The organism is Xanthomonas sp. GW (assembly GCF_014236815.1).
In the GTDB taxonomy this organism is placed as follows: domain Bacteria; phylum Pseudomonadota; class Gammaproteobacteria; order Xanthomonadales; family Xanthomonadaceae; genus Xanthomonas_A.
The window spans coordinates 4,044,666-4,067,960 of sequence record NZ_CP051189.1; the positions used below are offsets into that span (position 1 = coordinate 4,044,666).

At 69.6% G+C, this 23,295-nt stretch carries 27 protein-coding genes; 20 read left to right on the top strand and 7 right to left on the bottom strand.

The features are described from left to right. Window positions 1-64: 64 nt before the first annotated feature. Window positions 65-901, bottom strand: a complete 837-nt coding sequence (gene prmC / locus HEP73_RS17460) for a peptide chain release factor N(5)-glutamine methyltransferase (RefSeq protein ID WP_185820896.1) — start codon at window positions 899-901, stop codon at window positions 65-67. Between the two features lie 215 nt (window positions 902-1,116). On the opposite strand from prmC, the gene ahpC reads away from it, so the two are divergent. From ahpC to HEP73_RS17495, 7 genes are all read left to right on the top strand, one after another. Beyond that, the gene (gene ahpC, locus HEP73_RS17465) at window positions 1,117-1,680 is read left to right on the top strand and encodes an alkyl hydroperoxide reductase subunit C (protein WP_039007575.1); all 564 of its coding nucleotides are present in this window, start codon (window positions 1,117-1,119) and stop codon (window positions 1,678-1,680) included. Window positions 1,681-1,879: 199 nt separating this feature from the next. Next, window positions 1,880-3,469, top strand: coding sequence for an alkyl hydroperoxide reductase subunit F (gene ahpF / locus HEP73_RS17470; protein ID WP_185820897.1), 1,590 nt, complete (start codon window positions 1,880-1,882; stop codon window positions 3,467-3,469). 90 nt (window positions 3,470-3,559) lie between these two features. Further along, a complete protein-coding gene (locus tag HEP73_RS17475; RefSeq protein ID WP_185820898.1) occupies window positions 3,560-4,528 on the top strand; it encodes a LysR substrate-binding domain-containing protein in 969 nt (322 codons plus the stop codon). A 103-nt stretch (window positions 4,529-4,631) separates the two neighbouring features. Then, window positions 4,632-5,426 carry a tetraspanin family protein gene (locus HEP73_RS17480; RefSeq protein WP_185820899.1) on the top strand — a complete coding sequence of 265 codons (795 nt, stop codon included), beginning with the start codon at window positions 4,632-4,634 and terminating at the stop codon, window positions 5,424-5,426. Between the two features lie 98 nt (window positions 5,427-5,524). Next, window positions 5,525-5,953, top strand: a complete 429-nt coding sequence (gene rnk, locus HEP73_RS17485; protein WP_185820900.1) for a nucleoside diphosphate kinase regulator — start codon at window positions 5,525-5,527, stop codon at window positions 5,951-5,953. Window positions 5,954-5,998: 45 nt separating this feature from the next. Further along, a complete protein-coding gene (tal, locus tag HEP73_RS17490; RefSeq protein ID WP_185820901.1) occupies window positions 5,999-6,967 on the top strand; it encodes a transaldolase in 969 nt (322 codons plus the stop codon). Between the two features lie 304 nt (window positions 6,968-7,271). Beyond that, on the top strand, window positions 7,272-7,841 hold the full coding sequence (locus HEP73_RS17495) for a type 1 glutamine amidotransferase family protein (RefSeq protein ID WP_185820902.1): 570 nt from the start codon (window positions 7,272-7,274) through the stop codon (window positions 7,839-7,841). Window positions 7,842-7,910: 69 nt separating this feature from the next. Here HEP73_RS17495 and msrA read toward each other — a convergent pair whose 3' ends face one another. Together msrA and HEP73_RS17505 are read right to left on the bottom strand one after the other, a co-directional pair. After that, window positions 7,911-8,561 carry a peptide-methionine (S)-S-oxide reductase MsrA gene (gene msrA, locus HEP73_RS17500; protein WP_185820903.1) on the bottom strand — a complete coding sequence of 217 codons (651 nt, stop codon included), beginning with the start codon at window positions 8,559-8,561 and terminating at the stop codon, window positions 7,911-7,913. A gap of 113 nt (window positions 8,562-8,674) precedes the next feature. After that, window positions 8,675-9,190 carry an SgcJ/EcaC family oxidoreductase gene (locus tag HEP73_RS17505; RefSeq protein WP_185820904.1) on the bottom strand — a complete coding sequence of 172 codons (516 nt, stop codon included), beginning with the start codon at window positions 9,188-9,190 and terminating at the stop codon, window positions 8,675-8,677. 127 nt (window positions 9,191-9,317) lie between these two features. On the opposite strand from HEP73_RS17505, the gene HEP73_RS17510 reads away from it, so the two are divergent. Genes HEP73_RS17510 through HEP73_RS17520 form a run of 3 tightly spaced genes read left to right on the top strand, consistent with a single transcriptional unit; the run spans window position 9,318 to window position 12,381 of the window. Further along, on the top strand, window positions 9,318-10,016 hold the full coding sequence (locus HEP73_RS17510) for a helix-turn-helix transcriptional regulator (RefSeq protein WP_185820905.1): 699 nt from the start codon (window positions 9,318-9,320) through the stop codon (window positions 10,014-10,016). Continuing rightward, a complete protein-coding gene (locus tag HEP73_RS17515; RefSeq protein ID WP_185820906.1) occupies window positions 10,013-11,923 on the top strand; it encodes an ATP-binding protein in 1,911 nt (636 codons plus the stop codon). Before HEP73_RS17510 ends, HEP73_RS17515 begins: the two co-directional genes overlap by 4 nt. Continuing rightward, complete coding sequence (locus HEP73_RS17520; protein ID WP_185820907.1) at window positions 11,920-12,381, top strand: response regulator; 462 nt, start codon at window positions 11,920-11,922, stop codon at window positions 12,379-12,381. Before HEP73_RS17515 ends, HEP73_RS17520 begins: the two co-directional genes overlap by 4 nt. Before the next feature lie 96 nt (window positions 12,382-12,477). On the opposite strand, the gene HEP73_RS17525 is transcribed toward HEP73_RS17520, so the two are convergent. Together HEP73_RS17525 and HEP73_RS17530 are read right to left on the bottom strand one after the other, a co-directional pair. Beyond that, on the bottom strand, window positions 12,478-12,705 hold the full coding sequence (locus HEP73_RS17525; RefSeq protein WP_017915895.1) for a putative signal transducing protein: 228 nt from the start codon (window positions 12,703-12,705) through the stop codon (window positions 12,478-12,480). A 9-nt stretch (window positions 12,706-12,714) separates the two neighbouring features. Beyond that, window positions 12,715-13,371 (bottom strand): glutathione S-transferase family protein, encoded by a 657-nt coding sequence (locus HEP73_RS17530; protein WP_185820908.1) that lies wholly within the window; start codon window positions 13,369-13,371, stop codon window positions 12,715-12,717. 98 nt (window positions 13,372-13,469) lie between these two features. On the opposite strand from HEP73_RS17530, the gene HEP73_RS17535 reads away from it, so the two are divergent. The 7 genes from HEP73_RS17535 to rlmM all read left to right on the top strand — a co-directional run bounded on the left by HEP73_RS17535 (window position 13,470) and on the right by rlmM (window position 19,698). Further along, entirely contained in the window at window positions 13,470-15,224 is a 1,755-nt protein-coding gene (locus tag HEP73_RS17535; RefSeq protein WP_185820909.1) for a glutamine--tRNA ligase/YqeY domain fusion protein, read from the top strand. Window positions 15,225-15,411: 187 nt separating this feature from the next. Beyond that, window positions 15,412-16,149, top strand: coding sequence for an AraC family transcriptional regulator (locus HEP73_RS17540; RefSeq protein ID WP_185820910.1), 738 nt, complete (start codon window positions 15,412-15,414; stop codon window positions 16,147-16,149). 70 nt (window positions 16,150-16,219) lie between these two features. Further along, entirely contained in the window at window positions 16,220-17,173 is a 954-nt protein-coding gene (locus HEP73_RS17545) for a DMT family transporter (protein WP_185820911.1), read from the top strand. 214 nt (window positions 17,174-17,387) lie between these two features. Beyond that, window positions 17,388-17,621, top strand: a complete 234-nt coding sequence (locus tag HEP73_RS22660) for an STN domain-containing protein (RefSeq protein ID WP_255423544.1) — start codon at window positions 17,388-17,390, stop codon at window positions 17,619-17,621. Between the two features lie 61 nt (window positions 17,622-17,682). Continuing rightward, a complete protein-coding gene (locus HEP73_RS17555; RefSeq protein WP_185820913.1) occupies window positions 17,683-18,063 on the top strand; it encodes a hypothetical protein in 381 nt (126 codons plus the stop codon). Beyond that, entirely contained in the window at window positions 18,063-18,623 is a 561-nt protein-coding gene (locus HEP73_RS17560) for a nucleoside deaminase (RefSeq protein WP_185820914.1), read from the top strand. Before HEP73_RS17555 ends, HEP73_RS17560 begins: the two co-directional genes overlap by 1 nt. Before the next feature lie 34 nt (window positions 18,624-18,657). After that, window positions 18,658-19,698 carry a 23S rRNA (cytidine(2498)-2'-O)-methyltransferase RlmM gene (rlmM, locus tag HEP73_RS17565; RefSeq protein WP_185823470.1) on the top strand — a complete coding sequence of 347 codons (1,041 nt, stop codon included), beginning with the start codon at window positions 18,658-18,660 and terminating at the stop codon, window positions 19,696-19,698. A gap of 167 nt (window positions 19,699-19,865) precedes the next feature. Here rlmM and HEP73_RS17570 read toward each other — a convergent pair whose 3' ends face one another. Next, window positions 19,866-20,981, bottom strand: a complete 1,116-nt coding sequence (locus HEP73_RS17570; protein ID WP_185820915.1) for a Gfo/Idh/MocA family protein — start codon at window positions 20,979-20,981, stop codon at window positions 19,866-19,868. Between the two features lie 133 nt (window positions 20,982-21,114). On the opposite strand from HEP73_RS17570, the gene HEP73_RS17575 reads away from it, so the two are divergent. The 3 genes from HEP73_RS17575 to HEP73_RS17585 all read left to right on the top strand — a co-directional run bounded on the left by HEP73_RS17575 (window position 21,115) and on the right by HEP73_RS17585 (window position 22,614). Further along, window positions 21,115-21,345: a hypothetical protein gene (locus HEP73_RS17575; protein WP_185823556.1), complete on the top strand. Its 231-nt coding sequence runs from the start codon at window positions 21,115-21,117 to the stop codon at window positions 21,343-21,345. 96 nt (window positions 21,346-21,441) lie between these two features. Next, window positions 21,442-22,164: a hypothetical protein gene (locus tag HEP73_RS17580; protein WP_185820916.1), complete on the top strand. Its 723-nt coding sequence runs from the start codon at window positions 21,442-21,444 to the stop codon at window positions 22,162-22,164. Between the two features lie 48 nt (window positions 22,165-22,212). Continuing rightward, a complete protein-coding gene (locus HEP73_RS17585; protein WP_185823471.1) occupies window positions 22,213-22,614 on the top strand; it encodes an EF-hand domain-containing protein in 402 nt (133 codons plus the stop codon). 201 nt (window positions 22,615-22,815) lie between these two features. Here the strand turns inward: HEP73_RS17585 and comJ are convergent, their stop codons facing one another. Next, complete coding sequence (comJ, locus tag HEP73_RS17590; protein WP_185820917.1) at window positions 22,816-23,295, bottom strand: competence protein ComJ; 480 nt, start codon at window positions 23,293-23,295, stop codon at window positions 22,816-22,818.

Sequence of the window (23,295 nt, forward strand, 5' to 3'; positions counted from 1 at the left end):
GCCCGCGTTCACGGGCGCTGTTTGCGCGGCCGGCACGCGCGCCATCCAACCGTCGCGAACCGCGTCAGCCGGCCGGCCAGCGCCCCAGCGTGACCCGGTCGCGCGCCTCCAGGTCCTGGTAGGTCGCCACGTTGTCGAAGCCGGCATCGGTCAGCAGCGCGCGCACCGCCGCGCCCTGCTCCCAGCCGTGCTCCAGCAGCAGCCAGCCGCCCGGCTGCAGGTGCGCCGCTGCGCCGGCGACGATGACGCGGATGTCGTCCAGCCCGTCGGCGCCGGACGCCAGTGCGCTGGCGGGTTCGTAGCGCAGGTCGCCCTGCGCCAGGTGCGGGTCGCCGGCGGCGATGTAGGGCGGGTTGCTGGCGATCAGGTCGAAGCGCTGTCCGGCCAGCGGCGCCAGCCACGCGCCGTGGGCGAAGCGGACGTTGTGCAGGCCGTGCGTGCGCGCATTGGCTTGCGCCACCGTCAACGCGGCTTCGCTCAGGTCGGTGGCCAGCACCTGCGCCTGCGGCCGCTCGCTGGCCAGCGCCAGCGCGATCGCGCCGCTGCCGGTGCCCAGGTCGGCGGCGCGGCGGCCCGGCGCCGTGTCCAGCCGCTCCAGCGCCAGTTCCACCAGGCGCTCGGTGTCCGCGCGCGGGATCAGCGTGGCCGGGCCGACCGCCAGGTCCAGGGTCCAGAAGCCGCGGCGGCCGGTCAGGTAGGCCACCGGCTCGCCCTGCGCGCGCCGCGCCAGCAGCGCGCCGAAGCGCTCGGCGGCATCCGCGGGCAACGGGTCGCGGGCATGCGCGAACAGCCAGGCGCGGTCGCGCTGCAGAGCGTGGATCAACAAGGCTTCGGCATCGGCGCGGTCGATCTGTGCGCAGGCCGCGCGCAGCAGGGACTCGGGGGTGGTGGGGGCGTTCATCGACGTCACGATGCCGCAGCGGTCCGGAAAAGCCAACGTGGTAGAACTTTGGCACTGCGTGCTTCCCCCGCAGCGCAGCAAAGAGCCAGGCTTGAATAGCGATAGACAAAACCTATCTATTCAATTCCATCAATCGATTTGAGATATCTATCGACCCCTCTTATGATGAGCCTCGTTCTATCCCCCGTCCCCCTTCGCAACCACGAGGAAACTCCATGTCTCTGATCAACACCCAGGTCCAGCCGTTCAAGGCCAACGCTTACAAGAACGGCGAATTCATCGAAGTCACCGACGCGGACCTGAAGGGCAAGTGGTCGGTGCTGATCTTCATGCCGGCCGCCTTCACCTTCAACTGCCCCACCGAAGTGGAAGACGCCGCGGACAACTATGCCGAGTTCCAGAAAATCGGCGCCGAGGTTTACATCGTCACCACCGACACCCATTTCTCGCACAAGGTGTGGCACGAGACCTCGCCGGCCGTCGGCAAGGCGCAGTTCCCGCTGGTCGGCGACCCGACCCACCAGCTGACCCGCGCGTTCGGCGTGCACATCGACGAGGAAGGCCTGGCCCTGCGCGGCACCTTCGTGATCAATCCGGAAGGCGTGATCAAGACGCTGGAAATCCACGACAACGCGATCGCCCGCGACGTCACCGAGACCCTGCGCAAGCTCAAGGCCGCGCAGTTCGTCGCCTCGCATCCGGGCGAAGTGTGCCCGGCCAAGTGGAAGGAAGGCGAAAAGACCCTGAAGCCGTCGCTGGACCTGGTCGGCAAGATCTAAGCCGCCCCACTCCCATCTCCGCCGCTTCGGCGGGGGTGGGGGTGAACCGCAGCCCGCGTCGCGGCCGCTACGCCCGCCTCACGCCAGCCACCGGCAGCGCGCGCCGGCTGCGGTTCACCCCTCCTCCCAATTCTTTCGGCGGTCTGCCCCTGCGGCAGCAACGCCTTCCCCTCGCTTTGCCCATCGTCAGGAGTCCGCCATGTTGGATGCCGATCTGAAAACCCAGTTGAAGGCTTACCTGGAGCGGGTCGTTCGGCCCATCCACATCACCGCGTCGGTGGACGACGGCGCCAAGTCGCGCGAGATGCTCGACCTGCTCGAAGACCTGGTGCTGCTGTCGGACCAGATCAGCCTGGACGTGCACCGCGACAGCGCCGAGCGCACTCCGTCGTTCGCGCTGACCAGCCCCGGCCACGACATCCACCTGCGCTTCGCCGGGCTGCCACTGGGCCACGAGTTCACCTCGCTGGTGCTGGCGCTGCTGCAGGTCGGCGGGCATCCGTCCAAGGCCACCGCCGAGGTCATCGAGCAGGTGCGCAACCTGCCCGGCGAGTACGTGTTCGAAACCTATTTCTCGCTGTCCTGCCAGAACTGCCCGGACGTGGTGCAGGCGCTGAACCTGGCCGCGGTGCTGAACCCGAACATCAAGCACGTGGCGATCGACGGCGCGCTGTTCCAGGACGAGGTGGAGGCGCGGCAGATCATGTCGGTGCCCACCGTGTACCTCAATGGCGAAGTGTTCGACCAGGGCCGCATGAGCCTGGAGCAGATCGTGGCCAAGCTCGACACCGGCGCGGCCAAGCGCGATGCGGCCACCATCGCGGCCAAGGCGCCGTTCGACGTGCTGGTGATCGGCGGCGGCCCGGCCGGCGCGGCGGCGGCGATCTATGCCGCGCGCAAGGGCATCCGCACCGGCGTGGCGGCCGAGCGTTTCGGCGGCCAGGTGCTGGACACCATGGCGATCGAGAACTTCGTTTCGGTGCAGGAGACCGAAGGCCCGAAGATGGCCGCGGCGCTGGAGCAGCACGTGCGCCAGTACGACGTGGACATCATGAACCTGCAGCGCGCCGAGCAGCTGATTCCGGCCGGCGCCGATGGCCTGGTCGAAATCAGGCTGGCCAATGGCGCGTCGCTGAAGAGCCGCAGCGTGATCCTGTCCACCGGCGCGCGCTGGCGGCAGATGAACGTGCCCGGCGAGGACCAGTACCGCAACAAGGGCGTGGCTTATTGCCCGCATTGCGACGGCCCGCTGTTCAAGGGCAAGCGCGTGGCGGTGATCGGCGGCGGCAATTCCGGCGTGGAAGCGGCGATCGACCTGGCCGGCATCGTCAGCCACGTCACCCTGGTCGAGTTCGACGCCAAGCTGCGCGCCGACGAAGTCCTGCAGCGCAAGCTGCGCAGCCTGGGCAACGTGGACATCATCGTCAACGCGCAGAGCACCGAGGTGATCGGCGACGGCAGCAAGGTCACCGGGCTGGTCTACAAGGACCGCGTCGGCGGCGATATCCACCGCCTGGCGCTGGAAGGCATCTTCGTGCAGATCGGCCTGCTGCCCAACACCGAATGGCTGCAGGGCACGGTGGCGCTGTCGCCGCGCGGCGAGATTGTCGTCGACGACCGCGGCCAGACCTCGCTGCCCGGCGTGTTCGCCGCCGGCGACGCCACCACGGTGCCGTACAAGCAGATCATCATCGCCATGGGCGAAGGCTCCAAGGCGGCGCTGAGCGCCTTCGACCACCTGATCCGCAGCAGTGCGCCGGTCAGCAGCGCGGTCGCCGAAGCGGCCTGATCCCGTCACGCCCGCATAGACCCCGCACCGCGACCCGGCGCGGGGTCTATGCTGTTCTCAGCACAGCCCGCACCGCCAAGGAACCTGCCGATGAACCTGCGTGATCTGAAATACCTGGTGGCGCTGGCCGATCACAAGCATTTCGGGCGTGCCGCGGCGGCCTGTTTCGTCAGCCAGCCGACGCTGTCCACGCAGATCAAGAAGCTGGAGGACGAACTGGGCGTGCCGCTGGTCGAGCGCGCGCCGCGCAAGGTCATGCTGACCCCGGCCGGGCGCGAGGCGGCCAGCCGCGCGCGCGGCATCGTCGCCGAGATCGAGCAGATGAAGGAAGCGGCGCGGCGCAGCCAGGACCCGGAAGCGGGCACGGTGCGCCTGGGCATATTCCCGACGCTGGGCCCATACCTGCTGCCGCACGTGATCCCGGGCATCCGCGAGCGCTTCCCGCAACTGGAACTGCTGCTGATCGAGGAAAAGAGCGACGTGCTGCTGACCCGGTTGCGCGAAGGCCGGCTGGATGCGGCGCTGCTCGCGCTGCCGCTGCACGACGACCAGTTGCATACCGAATTCCTGTTCGAGGAACCGTTCGTGCTGGCGGTGCCGGATGGCCATCCGCTGGCCAAGCGCGATTCGTTGAGCCTGAGCGAGCTGCACCAGCAACGGTTGCTGTTGCTGGAGGACGGCCATTGCCTGCGCGAGCAGGCCCTGGACGTGTGCCACCTGTCCGGCGCGCTGGAAAAAGCCGAATTCCAGGCCACCAGCCTGGAAACGCTGCGGCAGATGGTGGCCGCCAATGTCGGCGTGACCTTGCTGCCCTTGCTGGCGGTGCAGCCGCCGGTGACCAACTCGTCCAACATCCACCTGCTGCGCTTCGACGACGCCTCCGGCCCGAGCCGGCGCATCGCGATGCTGTGGCGCCGCAGTTCGGCGATGAGCGATTTCCTGGAGCAGTTGGCGAAACTGTTCAAGGCGCTGCCCGAGGCGCTGCTGTCGGCCAAGGCCGCGCCGTCGAGTCTCGCCCCGGTGGCCGCCGCGCTGCCGCCTCGCGTGGCGACACTCTGAGCGTGGCACCGCGCCATTGGCGCAAGGCGCGCGGGCGACGCTAACGCCCGGTTTACGGCCGTCGGTGCGACAATCCCGCGATTACCTGTGTAGAGGAATGCGGATGACGTCTATCGGAACCGTGCTCGGCCGCCATCGCAACAATGCGACGCTGTCGATCCTGGTCATGCTGTTCGGCCTGGCGCTGCTGGCCTGCGGCGTGCTTCTGTTCGCGGTGCGCGACAAGGTCGCGCCGGAAGCGGCGCAGACGCTGCAATGGATCATGCTCGGCCTGGCGCTGGTCGGCGTGCTGACCATTCTGCTGGGCTGGGCGATCCGCCGCGGCGGCTGGGAACAGGGCGAGCTGGGCGTGCGCCAGTTTCCCGAGCGCAGCGATGGCACCTACCTCTATCGCGACATCGTCGAAACCTGCCAGTTCTACCGCGCCGGGCTGTCGGTCAACCTGGGCTGGCGGCGCGAAGGCCAGGAACAGTGGCAGGCCGCCAACGGCAACATCGGCGGCTACTACAAGTTCCTCGACCGCTTCATGCACGGATACCTGCAGGCGCGCGTGCCGGTGCTGATGGCCAAGCTCGATGCCGGGCAGACACTGAGTTTCCGCATGGTCACCACCGCCGGCGCGATCCGCCGCGAATTCGCGGTCAACATGAAGGGTTTCACCCGCGGCCCGCTCGAGACGGTGCAGCTGAGCCGCGAGCGCCTCGCCTTTGCCGGCAACGAGATCCGCATCGACGACATCGTCGCCATGGACGTGTCGGCGTGGACCTCGCGCCTGCAGTTCCAGTTGCGCGGCGGCAGCAAGGTCAGCGTCAGCTACACCGCCTTGTTCGACGGCCCGTTGCTGTTGGCGTTGCTGGAACAACTGCTGCCCACGCAGCCGCACGTCACTGCTGTCTGAGCGCGGCCATCGGCCCTGCGGCCGATGCCACGCGACAGCCAGCGCCATCCGGGCGGCGCCTCGCAGCGCCGCCTTTTTCATGACCCAAGGAGTTTGCCATGTCCTCTCAACCGCAAAGCGGCCTGCCCCCTTCACTGATCGTATCCAGCCACGACCTGGCCCGTCTGGAGGCCTTGCTCGAGTCCCCCGCCTTGAAGCAGCACCCGGCCGCGCTCGCGCTGGGCGAAGAACTCGGCCGTGCCACGGTGGTGCCGCCCGAGCAACTTCCCGCCGGCATCGTCGCCATGCACTCGCGCGTGGAATGCGAAGACGAACTGCACGGCGAACGCCACCAACTGACCCTGGTCTATCCGCACGAAGCCGATGCCGCGCAAGGCCGCATCTCGGTGCTGGCGCCGGTCGGCAGCGCCCTGCTCGGCCTGGCCGTGGGCCAGTCGATCGACTGGCAGGCCCCCGGCGGCCGCGCGCTGCGGCTGCGCGTGCTCGCGGTGCAGACGGCAAGCGACTTCGTGCACGCGGCGGGTTAACGTGCGCGGGCTTATCCTCCATTCCATCCGTTCCGAGAACTATCGATGACGTCTTCCGCTCCTTCCAAACTGGCTCAGCTGCGCGAGTTGTCCGTGGTCGTGGCCGATACCGGCGACTACGATGCGATCAAGCGGCTCAAGCCGGTCGATTGCACGACCAATCCGACTCTGGTGAAGAAAGCCCTGGACCTGCCGGTCTACGCCGAGCTGATCGACGAGGCGCTGGCCTGGGCGCGCAGCCAGGACGGCGACCACGCCGCCCTGGTCGACGAGATCGCCGACCGCCTGACCATCGGCGTGGGCAGCAAGCTCAGCGCGCTGGTGCCCGGGCGCGTGTCCACCGAGGTGGACGCCGACCTGGCCCACGACACCGCCGCGACCATCGCCAAGGCGCACAAGTTCATCGCCATGTACGCCGAACGCGGCGTATCCAAGGACAAGATCCTGATCAAGGTCGCCGCGACCTGGGAAGGCATCGAGGCCGCGCGCCAGCTGCAGAAGGACGGCATCGACTGCAACCTGACGCTGATCTTCAACCGCACCCAGGCGCTGGCTTGCGCCGAGGCCGGCGTGTTCCTGATCTCGCCGTTCGTCGGCCGCATCCTGGACTGGTACGTGGCCAACGGGCAGACCCCGGCCAGCATCGACGAAGACCCGGGCGTGCAGTTCGTGCGCGGCGTGTATGCCGAGTTCAAGCGCCGCGGTTCACAGACGGTGGTGATGGGCGCTTCGTTCCGCTCCACCGCGCAGATCGAGGCGTTGGCCGGCTGCGACCGCCTGACCATCTCGCCGGACCTGCTGGAAAAGCTCGACGCCGACCATGGCGAGCTGCCGCGCAAGCTGTCGCCCGGCCAGGCCGACGGCGCGCAGATTGCGCCGATCGATGCCAAGCAGTTCGCCGCCGACCTGGCCGCCGATCCGATGGCGACCGAGAAGCTGGCCAGCGGCATCGACACCTTCGCCAAGGACCTGCAGGCGCTGCGCGACACGATCCGGCAGAAGCTGGCCATCTGACCGCAGCTGGTAATGGCACGACCTCCGAGCGGCGGCAACGCCGCTCTTTTTTTGGTGCCGGGAATGGGGAAACGGGAATGGGGAATGGGCAATGCAGGGGCCGTCTCGCTGCCGATTCACGGCTCGATCCGATGCTATCGGTGCAGGCGGTGAGGCTGCGCGACGCCTGCTGTGCCAACAACGCCGAACGCTGAAGACAAGCACAGACTCAGCCCATATTGCCAACGCCGCTTTCGACACCGCGTTGGCGCCGCCGCAACTTTTCGCCGGCTAAGCTGCGCGCTCCACAGCACAGGTGCGGCAAATGGCAACGATCGCGGTAGTGATGGTCGATGGCGTGGCGGACTGGGAGATCGGCACCATCCTGCCGGCGGCGCGGGCCTGGTTCGGCGATGAGATCCAGGTCGCCAGCATCGACGGCAAGCCGGTCAGCTCGATCGGCGGGCTGAACCTGCATCCGGAGTACGCGTTGTCGGATCTGGCGCCGCTGGATGCGGACCTATGGCTGCTGCCGGGCAGCGAGCGCTGGCAGGCCGGCGAGATTCCCGGGCTCAGTTCGCTGCTGCAGCAGCGCATCGACGCCGGCCGCGCGGTCGCGGCGATCTGCGGCGCCACCATCGCGCCGGCCTACGCCGGATTGCTCGATACGCGGCCGCACACCAGCAATTCCCAGGCGTTCCTGCGCGAGCACGTGGGCGTGTATGCCGGCAGTGCGCATTACCGCGAGCAGAAAGCGGTCAATGCGGGCGGGCTGATCACCGCACCCGGCACCAGCCCGGTCAGTTTTGCGCTGGAATGCCTGCGCCAGCTGCATCCCGAGCGCGAAGAACAGATCGCGCAGATGCGGCAGATGTTCGCTGCCGAGTTCGTGTGACCCAGCGCGCGCCGGCCTGAAACCGGCGCGCGCGACGACCGCGCAACGCGTGGGCGCTGTGCGGCCGGCTCAGGCCTCCAGGCCGAGCGAACAGCTGACCCCGGTACCGCCCAATCCGCAGTAGCCACCCGGGTTCTTTGCCAGGTACTGCTGGTGCTCGTCCTCGGCGTAGTAGAACGGCGGCGCCGGGAACAGGATCTCGGTGGTGATCTCGCCGTAGCCGGCCGCGCGCAGGCGCTGCTGGTAGGCCTCGCGGCTGGCGATGGCCGCGTCGTACTGCGGCTGGGTGCTGCAGTAGATCGCCGAGCGGTACTGGGTGCCGGTGTCGTTGCCCTGGCGCATGCCCTGGGTCGGGTCGTGGCTTTCCCAGAAGGTCTGCAGCAACTGCTCGAAGCTCAGCGCCTGAGGATCGAACACCACCAGCACCGCCTCGGTGTGGCCGGTCTGACCGGAGCACACTTCCCTGTAGGTGGCGTTGGGCGTCTGCCCGCCGGCGTAGCCAACCGCGGTGCTGAACACGCCCGGCAGCGACCAGAACTTGCGCTCGGCGCCCCAGAAGCAGCCCAGGCCGAACTGCACCTGTTGCAGGCCGGCGAACGCGTCGCGCAGCGGGTGGCCGTTGACGAAATGGCGGTTGTGCAGCGGCAGCGGCTCCGCGCGGCCGGGCAGGCTTTCGCCCGGGCGCGGCAGGCGCTGCTTGAAGGCACCGATTCCCAACATGGCGCGGACTCCTGGCATCGAAAGGGATGCCTCCTGGATGGCGCTGCCGGCACCGGCTTTCAAGGTGCGCGTGGCGCTGGGCCGCCACGAGCCCAGGCCACGCGCCCGCCAGCTCAATGCGCCGCGGTCTTGCTGCCGCCGCCCGCCACTTCCGGCATCGCCGAGCTGTGGTGGTTGATGATCAGCCAGCGGCCGTCGCGCTTCTCGTAGACGAAGGTGTAGCGCGCCTGCACCTTGCGGGTGCTGCCGTCCGGATTGGTCAGGGTGAAGGTGTAGACGCCGGCATCGACCGCGCTGTCGTCGTCGAGCAGCCGCACCTGGCGGTAGTTGATGACGCCCTGTGGCTTGGCCGCCAGGAAGTGGTCGAAGTAGTCCTTGATCTCGGCGCGGCTGGCGCGGACCTGGTTGGAGACGGTCGGCAGCAGCACGCCGTCGCGGGCATACAGGTCGGCGACGCGGTCGGCGTTGCCGGTGGCCAGCGCCGCGTTCCAGCGGTCGAACAGGCCGGCGATCTCGCGCTCCTCGCCCGCGGCCGGCAACGACGGCCGGGCATCGTAGTGCATCGCCGGGGCCGCCAGCGCGGCGGTGGCGGACAGGCTCAGGACCAGGGTGAACAGGATGCGACGCATGGTGGATCTCCGCTGTGGATGAGGGAATGCCGTCTCGGGGCGAAGCCAGTATTGGCGGCGGCGGCTTGCGTAAAATCCGCTGGACGGCATATCCTCGAATATGCCGATCGGCATAGTGGAGAACAGCATGCAAGCCCCGCTCAATGCAGGCCAATGGCGGCAGGAACTGCGTCGCGAAGCGGCCGACAGCGCCCGCTGGCAGGCGGTGGCCGACGCCGCCGAGGCGGTGACCCGCGCCAGCGGTGCCGAGCAGGCAGGGGCCGACGCGCTGCGTCTGGCGCGCGAGCTGCTGGATGCGCCGCACGCGGCGGTACTGGCGCTGCGCGGCAGCCGCAGCCTGGTGCTGGCCAGCCATGGCGACGCGCTGCCGCCCGGCGCCAGCGTCGCCACCGACGGCCCTGCGCTGTCTTGGCGCCTGGCCGCGCGCGCGGGCGACGCGTCCGAGCTGTGCGTGCCGATCGCCGCGCTGGGCGCCACGCTGGGCACGCTGTGCCTGGGCTGGAACGCGCGCATGGCGCCCGCGCCGGGCGACGTGCAGGCGATCGCCACCATCGCCACGCTGCTGGCGCCGGCGGTGACCGAACCGGCGCGCGCGCCGCGGCGCCGCAAGCCGGCGCAACCGGACCGGCTCGGCGCGCTCAGCGCGCGCGAACGGCAGGTGCTGGCGTTGCTGCCGCGCGGCCTGACCAATGCCGGGCTGGGCGCGGAACTGGGCATTTCCGCCGGCACCGCCAAGGTCCACGTGGAGCGCATCCTGCAGAAGCTGCAGGTATCCGATCGCACCCAGGCGGCGGTGTATGCGGTGCAGGCGGGGATGGCGCTGTGAGCGCGGCCACGCTGCGCTGGAACGACTGGCCGCTGACCCGCAAGAGCCTGGCGGTGGTCGCGCTGCCGCTGTTGCTGCTGCTGGCGGCATTGGTGGCGATCTACAGCGTGGAACGGCAGAACATCGCCGCCGAGAACGACGTGCGCCAGACCCTGGAAGTGCTCAGCGACCTGTACGAGGCGCACGCGCTGCTGGCCGAGACCGCGGCCGGCGTGCGCGGCTACCGGCTGGTGCGGCAGGACGCGTTCCTGACCCCGTACCGCGACGCCGAACCACGCCTGCAGACCGTGGTGCAGCGCCTGGCGCAGCGCATCACCGACCCGCTGCAGGCGCAGCGTTTCGCCCGCATCCAGCCGCTGTTCGCGGAGAAGATGCAGGGCTGGCGGCGGCTGCTGGCGCCTGACCTGAGCCGCGAGGAAGAGATCCGCCAGCTCAGCGAAGGCAAGGTCAAGCTCGACATCCTGCGCGCCGAACTGCGCGAGCTGCGCAACTACGAGACCGCGCAGTTGCAGATCCGCACCGCAAAGGCGCAGGCGCTGCGCCAGCGCAATCTGCTGATCACCCTGTGCGCGGCGATGCTGGGCGGACTCGGCGCGGTGTTCGCGGTGGCGTGGTTCGCCTCGTCGCTGTCGCGGCGGCTGCGCGTGCTGTCGGCCAACGCCGACCGCCTGGGCGAAGGCCTGCCGCTGGCGCCGCAGCTACGTACCGGCGACGAACTGGGCCAGGTAGCGCAACGCCTGGACCAGGCCAGCACCCTGCTCGCCGCGCGTGCCGCCGAGGCGCAGTCGGCGCGGCGCGAGGCCGAGGCCGCCAACCGCGCCAAGACCGAATTTCTGTCGCGCAGCAGCCACGAACTGCGCACCCCGCTCAACGCCATCCTCGGCTATGCGCAGGTGCTGGAGATGGACCTGCCCGGCGCGGCGCAGCGCGGCCAGCTGCAGCACATCCTCGGCGCCGGGCGGCACCTGCTCGGGCTGATCACCGAGCTGCTGGACATCGCCCGCATCGAGTCCGACCAGCTCGACCTGAGCCCGCAGCCGGTGCCGGTGCGCGCGGCGATCGAGGAAGCGCTGGGCCTGGTCGCGCCGGAGGCGAAGAGCCGCGGCATCGCCCTGCAATCGCTGCAACTCCCGCCCGCCTGGACCGTGCGCGCCGATCCGCAGCGCCTGCGCCAGGTGCTGATCAACCTGCTGTCGAACGCGATCAAGTTCAACCGCCCCGGCGGCGAGGTGCGGGTGAGCGCCGAGCGGCAGGGCGAGTTCCTGGGCATCGCCGTGCACGACCAGGGCCACGGCCTGTCGGCCGAGCAGGTGCAGCGCCTGTTCACCCCGTTCGAGCGGCTCGGCGCGGAGCGCTCGGCGATCGAGGGCACCGGCCTGGGCCTGGCATTGAGCAAGCGCCTGACCGAAGCGATGGGCGGGCGCATCGTGGTGGAGAGCAGTCCGGAGGGCTCGCGGTTCTGGATCGTGCTGCCGCTGGACCGGCCCGCCGACGCGCCGGCACCGCATCCGGCGATCGCCGCGACGACGGCCGGCGCTGGCCAGCGCAGCGTGCTCAGCGTCGAGGACAATCCCTCCAACCAGGCGCTGATCCGCACCCTGGCCGAGCGCCGCCCGCACTGGTGCCTGCACGAGGCGGCGACGCTGGCGCAGGCACGCGCGCAGTTGCAACAGGCCCGTCCCGACCTGATCCTGCTCGACCTGCATCTGAGCGACGGCAACGGCGAGGACCTGCTGCGGCAACTGCGCGAGCAGCCGCACACCGCGGCGATCCCGGTGGTGGTGGTCAGCGCCGACGCGACGCCCGCCACGCTGGCGCGGGTGCAGGGCGACAACGTGCGCGCCTACCTGACCAAACCGCTGGACGTGGCCGAATTCTTCACCGTTCTGGACCGACACCTCGCATGACCCGCAACGATGTCCTCGCCTCGCGCATCCTGATCGTCGACGACGAGCCGGCCAACGTCCGCCTGCTCGAAGACCTGCTGCAGCGCGAAGGCTTCCAGCAGGTGGTGGCGACCACCGATCCGCAACGCGTGCTCGGCCTGGTCTCGGCGTTCGCGCCGGACCTGATCCTGCTCGACCTGATGATGCCTGAGCTGGACGGCTACGCGATCCTGGAACAGCTGTCGCGGCTGGCCGGCGCGTCCAGCTTCCTGCCGGTGATCGTGCTCACCGCCGACCCCAGCCGCAGCGCGCGCCACCGCGCGCTCGGCCTGGGCGCCAAGGATTTCCTGACCAAGCCGCTGGACACCTTCGAAGTGGCGCTGCGGGTCTGGAACGTGGCCGAGACCACGGTGCTGTTCAAGCGCCTGCGCGCCCTGGCCGATCCGGACGCCGCGCCGCCAGGCTGGCGCGCCGATTGAGGGCCGGGATTGGGGATTCGGGATTGGGGATTCGCAAGAGCCGCATGCCCGCTTTTTCGAATCCCCAATCCCCAATCCCGAATCCCGGCCCCTCAACTACATCGCCCGCGTGACCTGGCCACCCAGGCCCAGTGCCATCAGCACTTCCTGCGCTTTTTCCAGCAGTTCGTCGGCCACGCAGACCTGCACCACGCCGAACGGCAGTTCGCCGGCGCCGCCGAGCAGCGCCTCGCCGAACACGAACGCGGTGATGCCGGCGTCCTCCAGCGCGTGCTTGGCCAGGTGCGCATCGATCAGGTGCTGGGCGCGATAGGCGATCTGCATGCTCCGCCCTCAGCCGCGCGCCGTGACGTCGGCAAGCGCGACTTCGGCGGCCGCGCCGGCACGCCATTCGCGCATCGCCGGCAAGGCCTCAAGGGCCGCCATGTACTGCGCGGCCGCCGCCGGCACGGCCACGCCGTAGCCGGCGAAGCGCACCGCCACCGGCGCGAACATCGCATCGACGATGCCGAAGTCGCCGCACAGGAACGCCCCGCCGGCGCCGTGGGTCTCGCGCAGCGTCGCCCACAGCTGCACGATGCGCGCGATATCGGCCTGCGCCTCTGCATCCCAGCGCTGGCCGTCGGGCTGGCGGCAGGCCTGCATCGGCAGCTGCCGGCGCAGCGCCAGGAAGCCGGAATGCATCTCGCACGCCGCCGCCCGTGCCTGCGCCCGCACCACCAGGTCGGCCGGCCAGCCGCGGCCGCCCAGCCAGCGTTCGTTGGCGTATTCGCAGATCGCCAGCGAATCCCAGATCTGCAGTTCGCCGTCCCACAGCGCCGGCACCCGCCCGGTCGGCGAGTAGGCGCCGACGCGCGCGGCGAACTCGGGCGTGTCCAGCGGCAGCGGCACTTCCTCGAACGGCACCGCGAAATGCCGCAGCAGCAGCCACGGCCGCAGCGACCACGAGGACAGGTTCTTGTCGCCGATGACCAGACGGGGAAGCGGCATGGCGGAATCTCGGGGAATGGACGGCCGCAGCGTACGCGGCGGCGCGGCCCGCGGCCAGCTCGGCTAAACTTGCGCTTTACTTATCTGCTGAAGCGCGCATGTCCGAGACCCCCGCCACCGACGCCACCGCCCCGGCCGAGAAGAAAGACTTCATCCGCCAGATCGTCCGCGAGGACCTGGCCAGCGGCAAGCACGCGGCCATCCGCACCCGCTTCCCGCCCGAGCCCAACGGCTATCTTCACATCGGCCACGCCAAGGCGATCTGCCTGGATTTCGGCATCGCCGCCGAGTTCGCCGGGCGCTGCAACCTGCGCTTCGACGACACCAATCCGGCCAAGGAAGACCCCGAGTTCGTCGCCGCGATCCAGGACGACGTGCGCTGGCTGGGCTTCGAATGGGCCGAACTGCGCCACGCCTCGGACTACTTCGAGGTGTACTACCTGGCTGCCGAGAAGCTGATCCGCGACGGCCACGCCTTCGTCTGCGACCTCTCCGCCGAGCAGGTGCGCGAATACCGCGGCACGCTCACCGAACCTGGCCGCAATTCGCCTTACCGCGAGCGCAGCGTCGAAGAGAACCTGGACCTGTTCCGGCGCATGCGCGCCGGCGAGTTCCCGGACGGCGCACGCACCCTGCGCGCCAAGATCGACATGACCAGCGGCAACATCAACCTGCGCGATCCGGCGCTGTACCGGATCAAGCACGTCGAGCACCAGAACACCGGCAACGCCTGGCCGATCTACCCGATGTACGATTTCGCGCACTCGCTGGGCGATGCGGTGGAAGGCATCACCCACTCGCTGTGCACGCTGGAATTCGAGGACCACCGCCCGCTGTACGACTGGTGCGTGGACAAGGTCGACCTGGCCGGCCATCCCGAGTTGCTGCAGTCGCTGCTGGACAAGGGCCTGCCGCGCGAGGCGGCCAAGCCGCGGCAGATCGAGTTCTCGCGCCTGAACATCAACTACACGGTGATGAGCAAGCGCAAGCTGACCCAACTGGTGGCCGAGCAGTTGGTCGACGGCTGGGACGACCCGCGCATGTACACCCTGCAGGGCCTGCGCCGGCGCGGCTACACGCCGGCGGCGCTGCGCCTGCTGGTGGACCGGGTCGGCATCAGCAAGCAGAACTCGGTGATCGACTTCTCGGTGCTGGAAGGTTGCCTGCGCGAGGACCTTGATGCGGCCGCGCCGCGGCGCATGGCGGTGATCGATCCGCTCAAGCTGGTGCTGGGCAATCTGCCGGAAGGCCACAGCGAGACGCTGGTGTTCTCCAACCATCCCAAGGACGAGAACTTCGGCCAGCGCGAGGTGCCGTTCTCGCGCGAGCTGTGGATCGAGCGCGAGGATTTCGCCGAGGTCCCGCCCAAGGGCTGGAAGCGGCTGGTGCCGGGCGGCGAAGTGCGCCTGCGCGGCGCCGGCATCGCCCGCGTCGACGAGGTGATCAAGAACGACGCCGGCGAGATCGTCGAACTGCGCGGCTGGCTGGATCCGGAATCGCGTCCCGGCATGGAAGGCGCCAACCGCAAGGTCAAGGGCACCATCCACTGGGTCAGCGCGGCGCATGCGCTGGAGGCGGAAATCCGCCTGTACGACCGCCTGTTCTCGGTGGAGAAGCCCGACGACGAATCCGACGGCAAGACCTACCGCGACCACCTCAACCCGGCCTCCAAGCGCAGCGTGCGCGGCTACGTGGAACCGGCCGCCGCGCAGGCCGCGCCGGAGCAGGCGTTCCAGTTCGAGCGCAGCGGCTACTTCGTCGCCGACCGCTACGACCACAACGCCACCACGCCGGTGTTCAACCGCAGCGTGACCCTGCGCGACACCTGGACCGGTGGCCACGGCGCAGCCTGACGCCGTCGCGCCGCGCCGGCCGTTTCCCGCTTGCGGCCGGCGTGCGGCTGCGACCCGCCGCGCCACGGACGCGGTTTCCGGCATGCGCTGCCTGAGCGCATGCCGTGGGCCGCTGCGGCCGCCTCGGCGCCACAGTCGCCAGCGCCGCGCTTTCCAACGGCATTGCCGGCACGTTAGCGTAGCGCCCATGTCGCCCGCCCCCACCCTGAGCCTGCGCAGCTACGGCCGCGACGGCCATGCCCACCAGCATGCCCACGTGCAGATCGTGCTGCCGCTGCAGGGCGAGCTGGAAATCGAGGTGGGCGGACGCGGCAGCCGCCTGGATGCGTTCCGCGCGGCCGTGGTCGCACCGCACACATCGCACGCGCAATCGGCACAAGGCGACAACCGCTTCCTGGTGCTGGACTGCGATGCGGCCGCGTTCGACGACCACGCACTCGAACGCCTGCAGCGCGCACCGTTCCTCGACCTGCCGCCGCAACTGCAACGCCTGCTGGCCTCGCTCGACCGCGTGCAGCCCGGCACCGGCACTGCGGCCTGCGCAGCGCTGGCGCTACGCCAGCTGCGCACGCAGCGCCGCGCATGGGCGCGGCTGCAGGAGCTGTGCCTGCGCATCGAGAACGCCCCGGGCCAGCCGTGGCCGGTGGAGCGCATGGCGCAAGCGGCGCACCTGAGCGTGAGCCGCCTGCATGCGCTGTTCCGCGAAGCGCTGGGGCGTACACCGCAGGCATGGCTGTCGGCGCGGCGACTGGACTGGGTGCGGCGGCAGCTGGCGTACGGCGAGCAGCCGATCGCGCAACTGGCGCTGGACAGCGGCTATGCCGACCAGAGCGCGCTGACCCGCGCGCTGCGGCGCAAGACCGGGCACACGCCCGCCGCCTATCGGCGCCGCCATCGGGTGGCCGCCATGGCGTCGGACCAGTAGCCTGGGACAAGCCGGGGCCGCACGCGCAAGCCATGCTGGCGCACTACGCAACGAAGCAACAGGACACGGCATGCGCAAGCGTTTGTGGGCGGGAGTGGGCAGCGGCGTGGCCGCCGGCGCGTTGTGGGGACTGGTGTTCCTGGCGCCGCAGTTGCTCGCCGGGTTCTCGCCGCTGCAGCTGTCGGTGTCGCGCTACCTGGCCTACGGCGCGGTCGCCGCGCTGCTGCTCGCCCCACGCTGGCGCGCCGCCACCGGTGCGCTCGGGGTGCCGGAATGGTGGGCGCTGCTGCGGCTGAGCCTGCTCGGCAACATCGTCTACTACGTGTTGCTGGGCAGCGCCGTGCAATGGGCCGGCGGCGCGGCCACGGCCTTGATCATCGGCCTGCTGCCGGCGGTGGTCACGGTGCTCGGGTCGCGCGCGGCCGGCGCGATGCGGTTGCGCCGGCTGGCCGCGCCATGCGCGCTGTGCGTGCTCGGCGTGGCACTGGTCGCGGCACAGACGCTCGACGCAACACACCCGGCGCAGACCAGCGTGGGCACGCGCGCGGCCGGGCTGGCGTGCGCGGTCGGCGCGCTGGCGTGCTGGGCGGCGTATTCGGTCAAGAACGCCGGCTGGCTCGCGCGCCGGCCGGACATCTCCGGGCGCGATTGGTCGATGCTGACCGGCGTGGTCACCGGCGCATTGGCGCTGACCCTGGCGATCCCTGCGTTCGCGTTCGACCACGGACATGCGGCCGACGAATGGGCGCGGTTCTGGGGCGTGGCGATCGTGCTGGGCGTATTCGCTTCGGTGATCGGCAATGCCTGCTGGAACCACGCCAGCCGGCTGCTGCCGCTGACCCTGGTCGGGCAGACGATCGTGTTCGAAACCGTGTTCGCGCTGCTCTACGGTTTCCTGTGGGAGGCGCGCTGGCCCACCCTGCTGGAAACCTTGGCGATCGCCTGCCTGCTGGTTGGTGTGCTGTGGTGCACCTGGCTGCACGCGCCTGCGCCGGTGCGCAAGCCGGATGCAACATTGGGTTAAGGCACGCCGCCTAGACTTCAAGCGTCAACCAGTAAGAGGAAATCCCCGCATGTCCGCTGCTTTGCGCACCTCTTGCATCAGCCTTGCCCTGCTCGCCCTGCTCGCCGGCTGCGACATGGCGCCGTCTTCCGCCCCCTCGCAAGCCGCTGCGACGCCCGCACCCGCTCCTGCATCTGCACCTGCATCCACAGCGGCGCAAGGCAAGTGCGACGCCGTGCCCGACCACGACTACGACATGCCCGCCGCACGCTTCGACGAAACCGCGCAGCAGCTGGCGCATGCCACCGGCTGCGGCATCGTCTACGACGATCCGTCGCTGTCGCCGCTGCAGGTCAATGCGGTGAAGGGCCGGATCAGCATCCGCCAGGCGATCCACCAGGCCATCGACGGCACCGCGCTCCAGGTCAAGCAGGAAACCGCCGATACGATCGCCGTCGGCCGCCGCTGAGTTGCCGGCGCCGCGGCCATGCGCGCTACCATGGCCGCGGTCTCTCGCACGGAAGGTCGCCATGTCCAGTCGTCTCGCGCTGTTGCTGTGCTGCCTGTGCCTGTTCGCCGGCACCCTCGCCTTCAGCGGCTGCGCGCGCAGCGAAGGCGCCAAGCCCGCCGCGCCCGGTTTGCCGGTGAAGGTGGACACCACCTGCCGCAGCGACGCCGACTGCATGGTCAAGGACGTCGGCAACTGCTGCGGCGCGATGCCGGCCTGCGTCAACCGCGACAGCCCCACCGATCCGCAAGGCGTGATGGCGCAATGCCAGGCCAGCGGCCGCATGAGCGTGTGCGGCTCGCGCGCGATCGGCGGCTGCCAGTGCGTGGCCGGGCAATGCAGCGCCAAGGGCGTGCAAGCCGATACACTGCGCGACCCCCAGCCTGCCGAACCCGTCCGCTGATGCTCTACGCGCAAGTCCACCTCACCCTGCCCGCCTGGATCCACGACGCGGTCGATCCGCAGGCGGTCTATCCCGGCGACGACGACAAGGTGGCGCTGGCGGTGGAACTGTCGCGACTGAACGTGGACGCCGGCAGCGGCGGCCCGTTCGGCGCGGCGGTGTTCGGCCCTGACCATCGCATCATTTCGGTCGGGGTGAACCGGGTGGTGCCGCAGACCACCTCGCTGGCGCATGCCGAGAACATGGCCTACATGCTGGCGCAACAGCGCCTGCAGACGCCGCGACTGAACGCGGTGCTGTCGCCGGTGACCCTGGCGACTTCGGCGCAACCGTGCTGCCAGTGCTATGGCGCCACCATCTGGGCCGGCATCGACCGCCTGCTGATCGGCGCCAGCGCCGAGGACGTGATGGCGCTGACCCCGTTCGACGAAGGCCCGTTGCCGGCGGACTGGATCGGCGAACTCGAGCGCCGCGGCATCGAGGTGGTGCGCGGCCTGCATCGCGACGCGGCCTGCGCGGTGTTGCGCCGCTACGGCGAACTCGACAGCCCCCGCTACTGACCGCCGCCCGGCGAAGGCTTCCTCCATGTCCTCCCTGAACGGCCTGCTGTGCTACTGCCGGCAAGGCTTCGAACCCGAACTGGCGGCCGAGCTGAACGATCGCGCCGCGCGCGCCGAACTGCCGGCCTATGCGCGTACCGAGCGCAACAGCGGCTACGCGCTACTGCTCTGCGAAGACCCTTTGCCGCCGCGCGCGATGCCGTGGCGCGGGCTGATCTTCGCGCGGCAGAAACTGCGCCTGCTGGCTGAACTGCGCGAGCTCGATCCCAGCGACCGGATCGCGCCGATGCTGCAGGCGCTGGCCGGACACAGCCGCTTCGGCGATCTGTGGGTCGAGCATCCGGATTCGGACGAAGGCAAACAGTTGTCCGGCCTGGCACGCAGTTTCGGCAACGCGCTGCGTCCTGCGCTGCGCAAGGCCGGCCTGCTCAGCGACAAGCCGCAGCCGAAGCTGCCGCGCCTGCACGTGTGCTTCCTCGCCGGCACCCACGCCTTGCTGGCCGTCGCCGACAGCGACGACAGCGCGCCGTGGCCGCTGGGCATCCCGCGCCTGAAGCTGCTGTCGGAGGCGCCTTCGCGCTCGGCGCTGAAACTGGAAGAGGCGTTGCTGGCGCTGCTGGCGCCGGAGGAACGCGAGACGCTGCTCAAGCCCGGCATGCGCGCGGCCGACCTGGGCGCCGCGCCCGGCGGCTGGACCTGGGTGCTGACCCGCCAGCACCTGCACGTGACCAGCGTCGACAACGGCCCACTGCGCCAGCACGTGCTCGACAGCGGCCTGGTCGATCACCTGCGCGCCGACGGCTTTCACTGGAAGCCGCCGCAGGCGCTGGACTGGATGGTCTGCGACATGGTCGAACAGCCGCGGCGCGTCGCCGAACGCATGGGCACCTGGTTCCGCGAAGGCTGGTGCCGGCACGCGATCTTCAACCTCAAGCTGCCGATGAAGAAGCGCTGGGACGAGACCCAACTGTGCCTGGACCTGTTCGCCGAGCGCGCCGATCGCCCGCTGCAGATCCGCGCCAAGCAGCTGTACCACGACCGCGAAGAGATCACCGTGCTGGCGATGTCGCTCTGAAGTTGCGGGCGCGGCGACAGCGTCTTCTGTAGGAGCGGCTTCAGCTGCGACAGGGCGTTACCGGCGAGATCCTGTCGCGGCTGAAGCCGCTCCTACAGGGAATCGAAACAGCCGCGAGGAAAAGCGCCAGGCATCGCTCGCCCGCGGGCACAGAACCACCGTACTCGCTACAGCACGATCCGCTTGCCGCCCTCGCGCGCCGAACGCTGGATCGCGTCGATCACGCGCATGTCGCGCAGGCCTTCCTCGCCCGGCGCGCGCAGCGGCGTGCCGCCGAGGATCGCCAGCGCGTCCTCGTCCATCTGCAGCGCCTGCTGGTGGCGCACCTTCGCGTCGAACACGCGGCCGTCGCTGGCGCTGCCGCGGATGCCGTCGTAGCTCTGGAACGGCGCCAGTTCGTACCAGCCGCGCTCGCACTCGGCGCGCAGCCGGTTCATGGTGCGGCCGAAGCTGGTGGCGCAGTCGGCGAGCACTTCATGCGGGAATTCCAGCTTGAACTGCATGTGCTCGTCGACCTCGTCGAACAGCGCCGGCCGGTCGGTGGACCGGTGCGCGCTGACCGCCAGCGGCTCGGCGCCGACCGTGTAGCGCGCCGCATTGAGCGAATACACGCCCATGTCGTACATCGCGCCGCCGCCGAACTGCGCGCGCAGCCGCCACGGCCGCTGCGCCGGATCGGTGTCGCCGTAACCGTTGTAGCCAGCCTCGGCGCGCACCGTGCGCAGCGCGCCGAACGGGCGCTCGCCGGCCAGCGCGATGATCCGCCGCGTGTTCGGCTCGTGCTGCATGCGGTAGCCGATGCTCAGCCGCACCTTGTTGCGCGCGCACGCGGCGATCATCGATTGCGCCTCGTCGGCATGCATCGCCATCGGCTTCTCGCACCACACGTGCTTGCCGGCGGCGGCCGCGCGCAGGCTCAGCGGCGCATGCAGATGGGTCGGCGTGACCACGTAGACCACGTCGATGTCCGGGTCGTCGGCGATGCGCTCCAGGTCGTCGTAGCTGTAGACGTTGCGATCGGGAATGCGGTAGCGCGACTGCCACTGCGGAATCTTGTGCGGCGAGCCGGTGACGATGCCGGCCAGCCGGCAATGCTTAGTCAGCGCCAGGCCGGGCGCCAGGCGGTTGCTGGCGTAGTCGCCCAGGCCGACCAGCGCCACCCCCAGCGGCTTCTTCGGCTTGCCGCGCGGCGCCGCCAACAGCGGCGATCCCAACAGGCCTGCGCCCGCCGCGGACAATCCGGCGAGCAGCACACGGCGACGATTCGGCGAGGACAGCGACATGCGGATCTCCCTGAAGGCCGGACACGGACCGCCCGAACCTTAACGCATCCAGCGCCCGCCGTTGTGAGCGCCATCCCGGCCGCGCCGGCACGTCTGGCACACTGCCCGGCCCTGCATCGCTCCGGGTCTGTCCATGTCCATTCGCCTGCCGTTTCTCGCCGCTGCCGGCGCGGCGCTGCTGCTCGCCTGCGCCACGGCGCCCGCAGCGAACGCCGGCCTGTTCCATGCCCGCGACCTGATCGGCGACGGCGTGTTCGCCCACGGCATCGAAGGCCCGGCGAGCGGCCCGGACGTGACCCTGCAGGATCGCGGCGCAATCGAGATCTTTCGCAGCGATCGACCGGGGCGCGAGTACCGACGTTAATCCATACAATGTCGCTGGGATACGCATCGCATCGTCGTCTCAGTCCGCGCAATCGCGATCGGGCATCCTGCCTGCACTGACTGGAGGGCCGCGCACATGCAGCCGATCGAACTGAAAGACCCGGCCGGCTTCGCCGACGAATTCCTACGCCTGACCCTGTTGCAAGGGTTCCAGTCGCTGACCAAGCGCGACCTGGAGTTGCTGATCTTCGTGTTGCTGGAACGCGACGGCGCGATCTCGCGCAGCGATTCCAACAACGCGGTGGCGCTGCGCCTGCGGGTGACCCCGGCCAAGGTGAAGGGCCTGCGCCGCGACGGCTATGCGCGCTGGCGCGCGCTGGTGCCCGAAGATGGCGACGCAGCCCTGGAGCGCATCGTGGCGACGGTGCTCACCGAAGACAACCTGCGCGCCGGGGCCAAGCACGTCAGCGAACGCAGCAAGAAGGAGGGCTTCCTGGCGATCCGCATCGAGCATCCGGACGACCAGCAGCGCTTCGAGCAGGCCATCGTCGACGTGGGCGCGATGCCCGTGTACGAGCGCAACCGCGACGTGGTCGCGGTGCGCTTCGACACCTTGCTGAAGATCGCCGAGCGCTGGGGCTACCTGCAGCCGGAGCCGGAGAAGGTGGCGCGCGAGCTGGAAAAGCTCACCCCGACCGCCGAGGAAGTGGCGGACCTGTTGAAGAAGGACGTGGGCAAGCTACGCTGGGACGATGTGCGCCGCGCGCTCAACAGCCTCGGCGCCAAGGCCATCGCCAGTACCGCCGAGGGCGGGTTGAAGGGATTGCTGAAACTGGCGTTCCCGTTCATTCCTGGCTGAGCCTGCCGCGCCGTCCCCTCATTCGTACCATTGGAGTCCGTTGTGTCCATGCATTGCCGTTCGTCCCTCGCCGCCTTTCTGCTGGCTGCCGCCATCGTCCCGGCCGCCGCGCAGAACCTCAACCCGACCTCGAGCGTCGTCACCGAGCCGTTGCGCGACGTGCCGGCGAGCATCGTGCAGGCGCAGCCGCTGAGCAGTGGCGAGGTGACCCACCAGGTGCGGCTCGACGTTCCGCGTGGCCAGGCGCCGGTCACCGTGCGCACGGTCCAGCCCGACAACGTCGCCGGCAACTACCGCATCGATTTCGACGCGCTGGACAGCGACCACGACGGCTACATCAGCCGCAGCGAAGCGCAGGCCAATCCGGCACTGGCCGACGAATTCGATTCGATGGACCCGCAACGGCGCGGACGCCTGAGCCGCGAGCAGTTGGCCGGTTGGCTCAAGTAATCAAGCAGGCATCGCTGACGGACGGGAGCGACCTCGGCCTCGTCACGGCGTCGTTGCCAGCGCCCTGCCTGCAATCGGGCTGAAGGCCATCTTCGCCGCTCACCTTCGGTACGAGAGCGGCGTCATGGCTTCGGCCATTGGCCACGCCACTCACGCTTGTAGCCAATCCATACCGTCACGGTGAGGGTGCGTGCAGTGCGCCTAACGCAATCCTTCCAGCAGCGGCTTGTCCTTCTCGCCGCCCCATGGGTCGTCCAGCAGGTATCGGGCGGCGACGTGGCCGTCGGCTGGGACCAGGGTGATCCTGTAGAAGATCTCTTCGCCCTCGCAGACCTCGAAGTACAGCGCATAGTCGCGCGCCTCCAGCGCGAGATCGACCTTGAACCGCTCGGCCGCGGATGCGACTTCCACGTGCTCGGCATCGGCAACATGGAACGGCGCCACGATGCAGCGCTGGGCGCCGGGATCGGGACTGAAGGCGGCCTCCAGTTTCAGGTGCACGTTCGCGCCGAACGCGTCCTCGGGCAACGGGTCGAACACCACATAGTCGCGATGCAGAATCGCCCCCTGCTCCAGATTGAGCTTGCCCCACCGGCACGCCGCCTCGTCGAAAGCCCGTGCGCGGAACTGGATCTGGCTGTGGGAGATCAATAGATCGACGGTTTGCGCATTGCTTTTCAC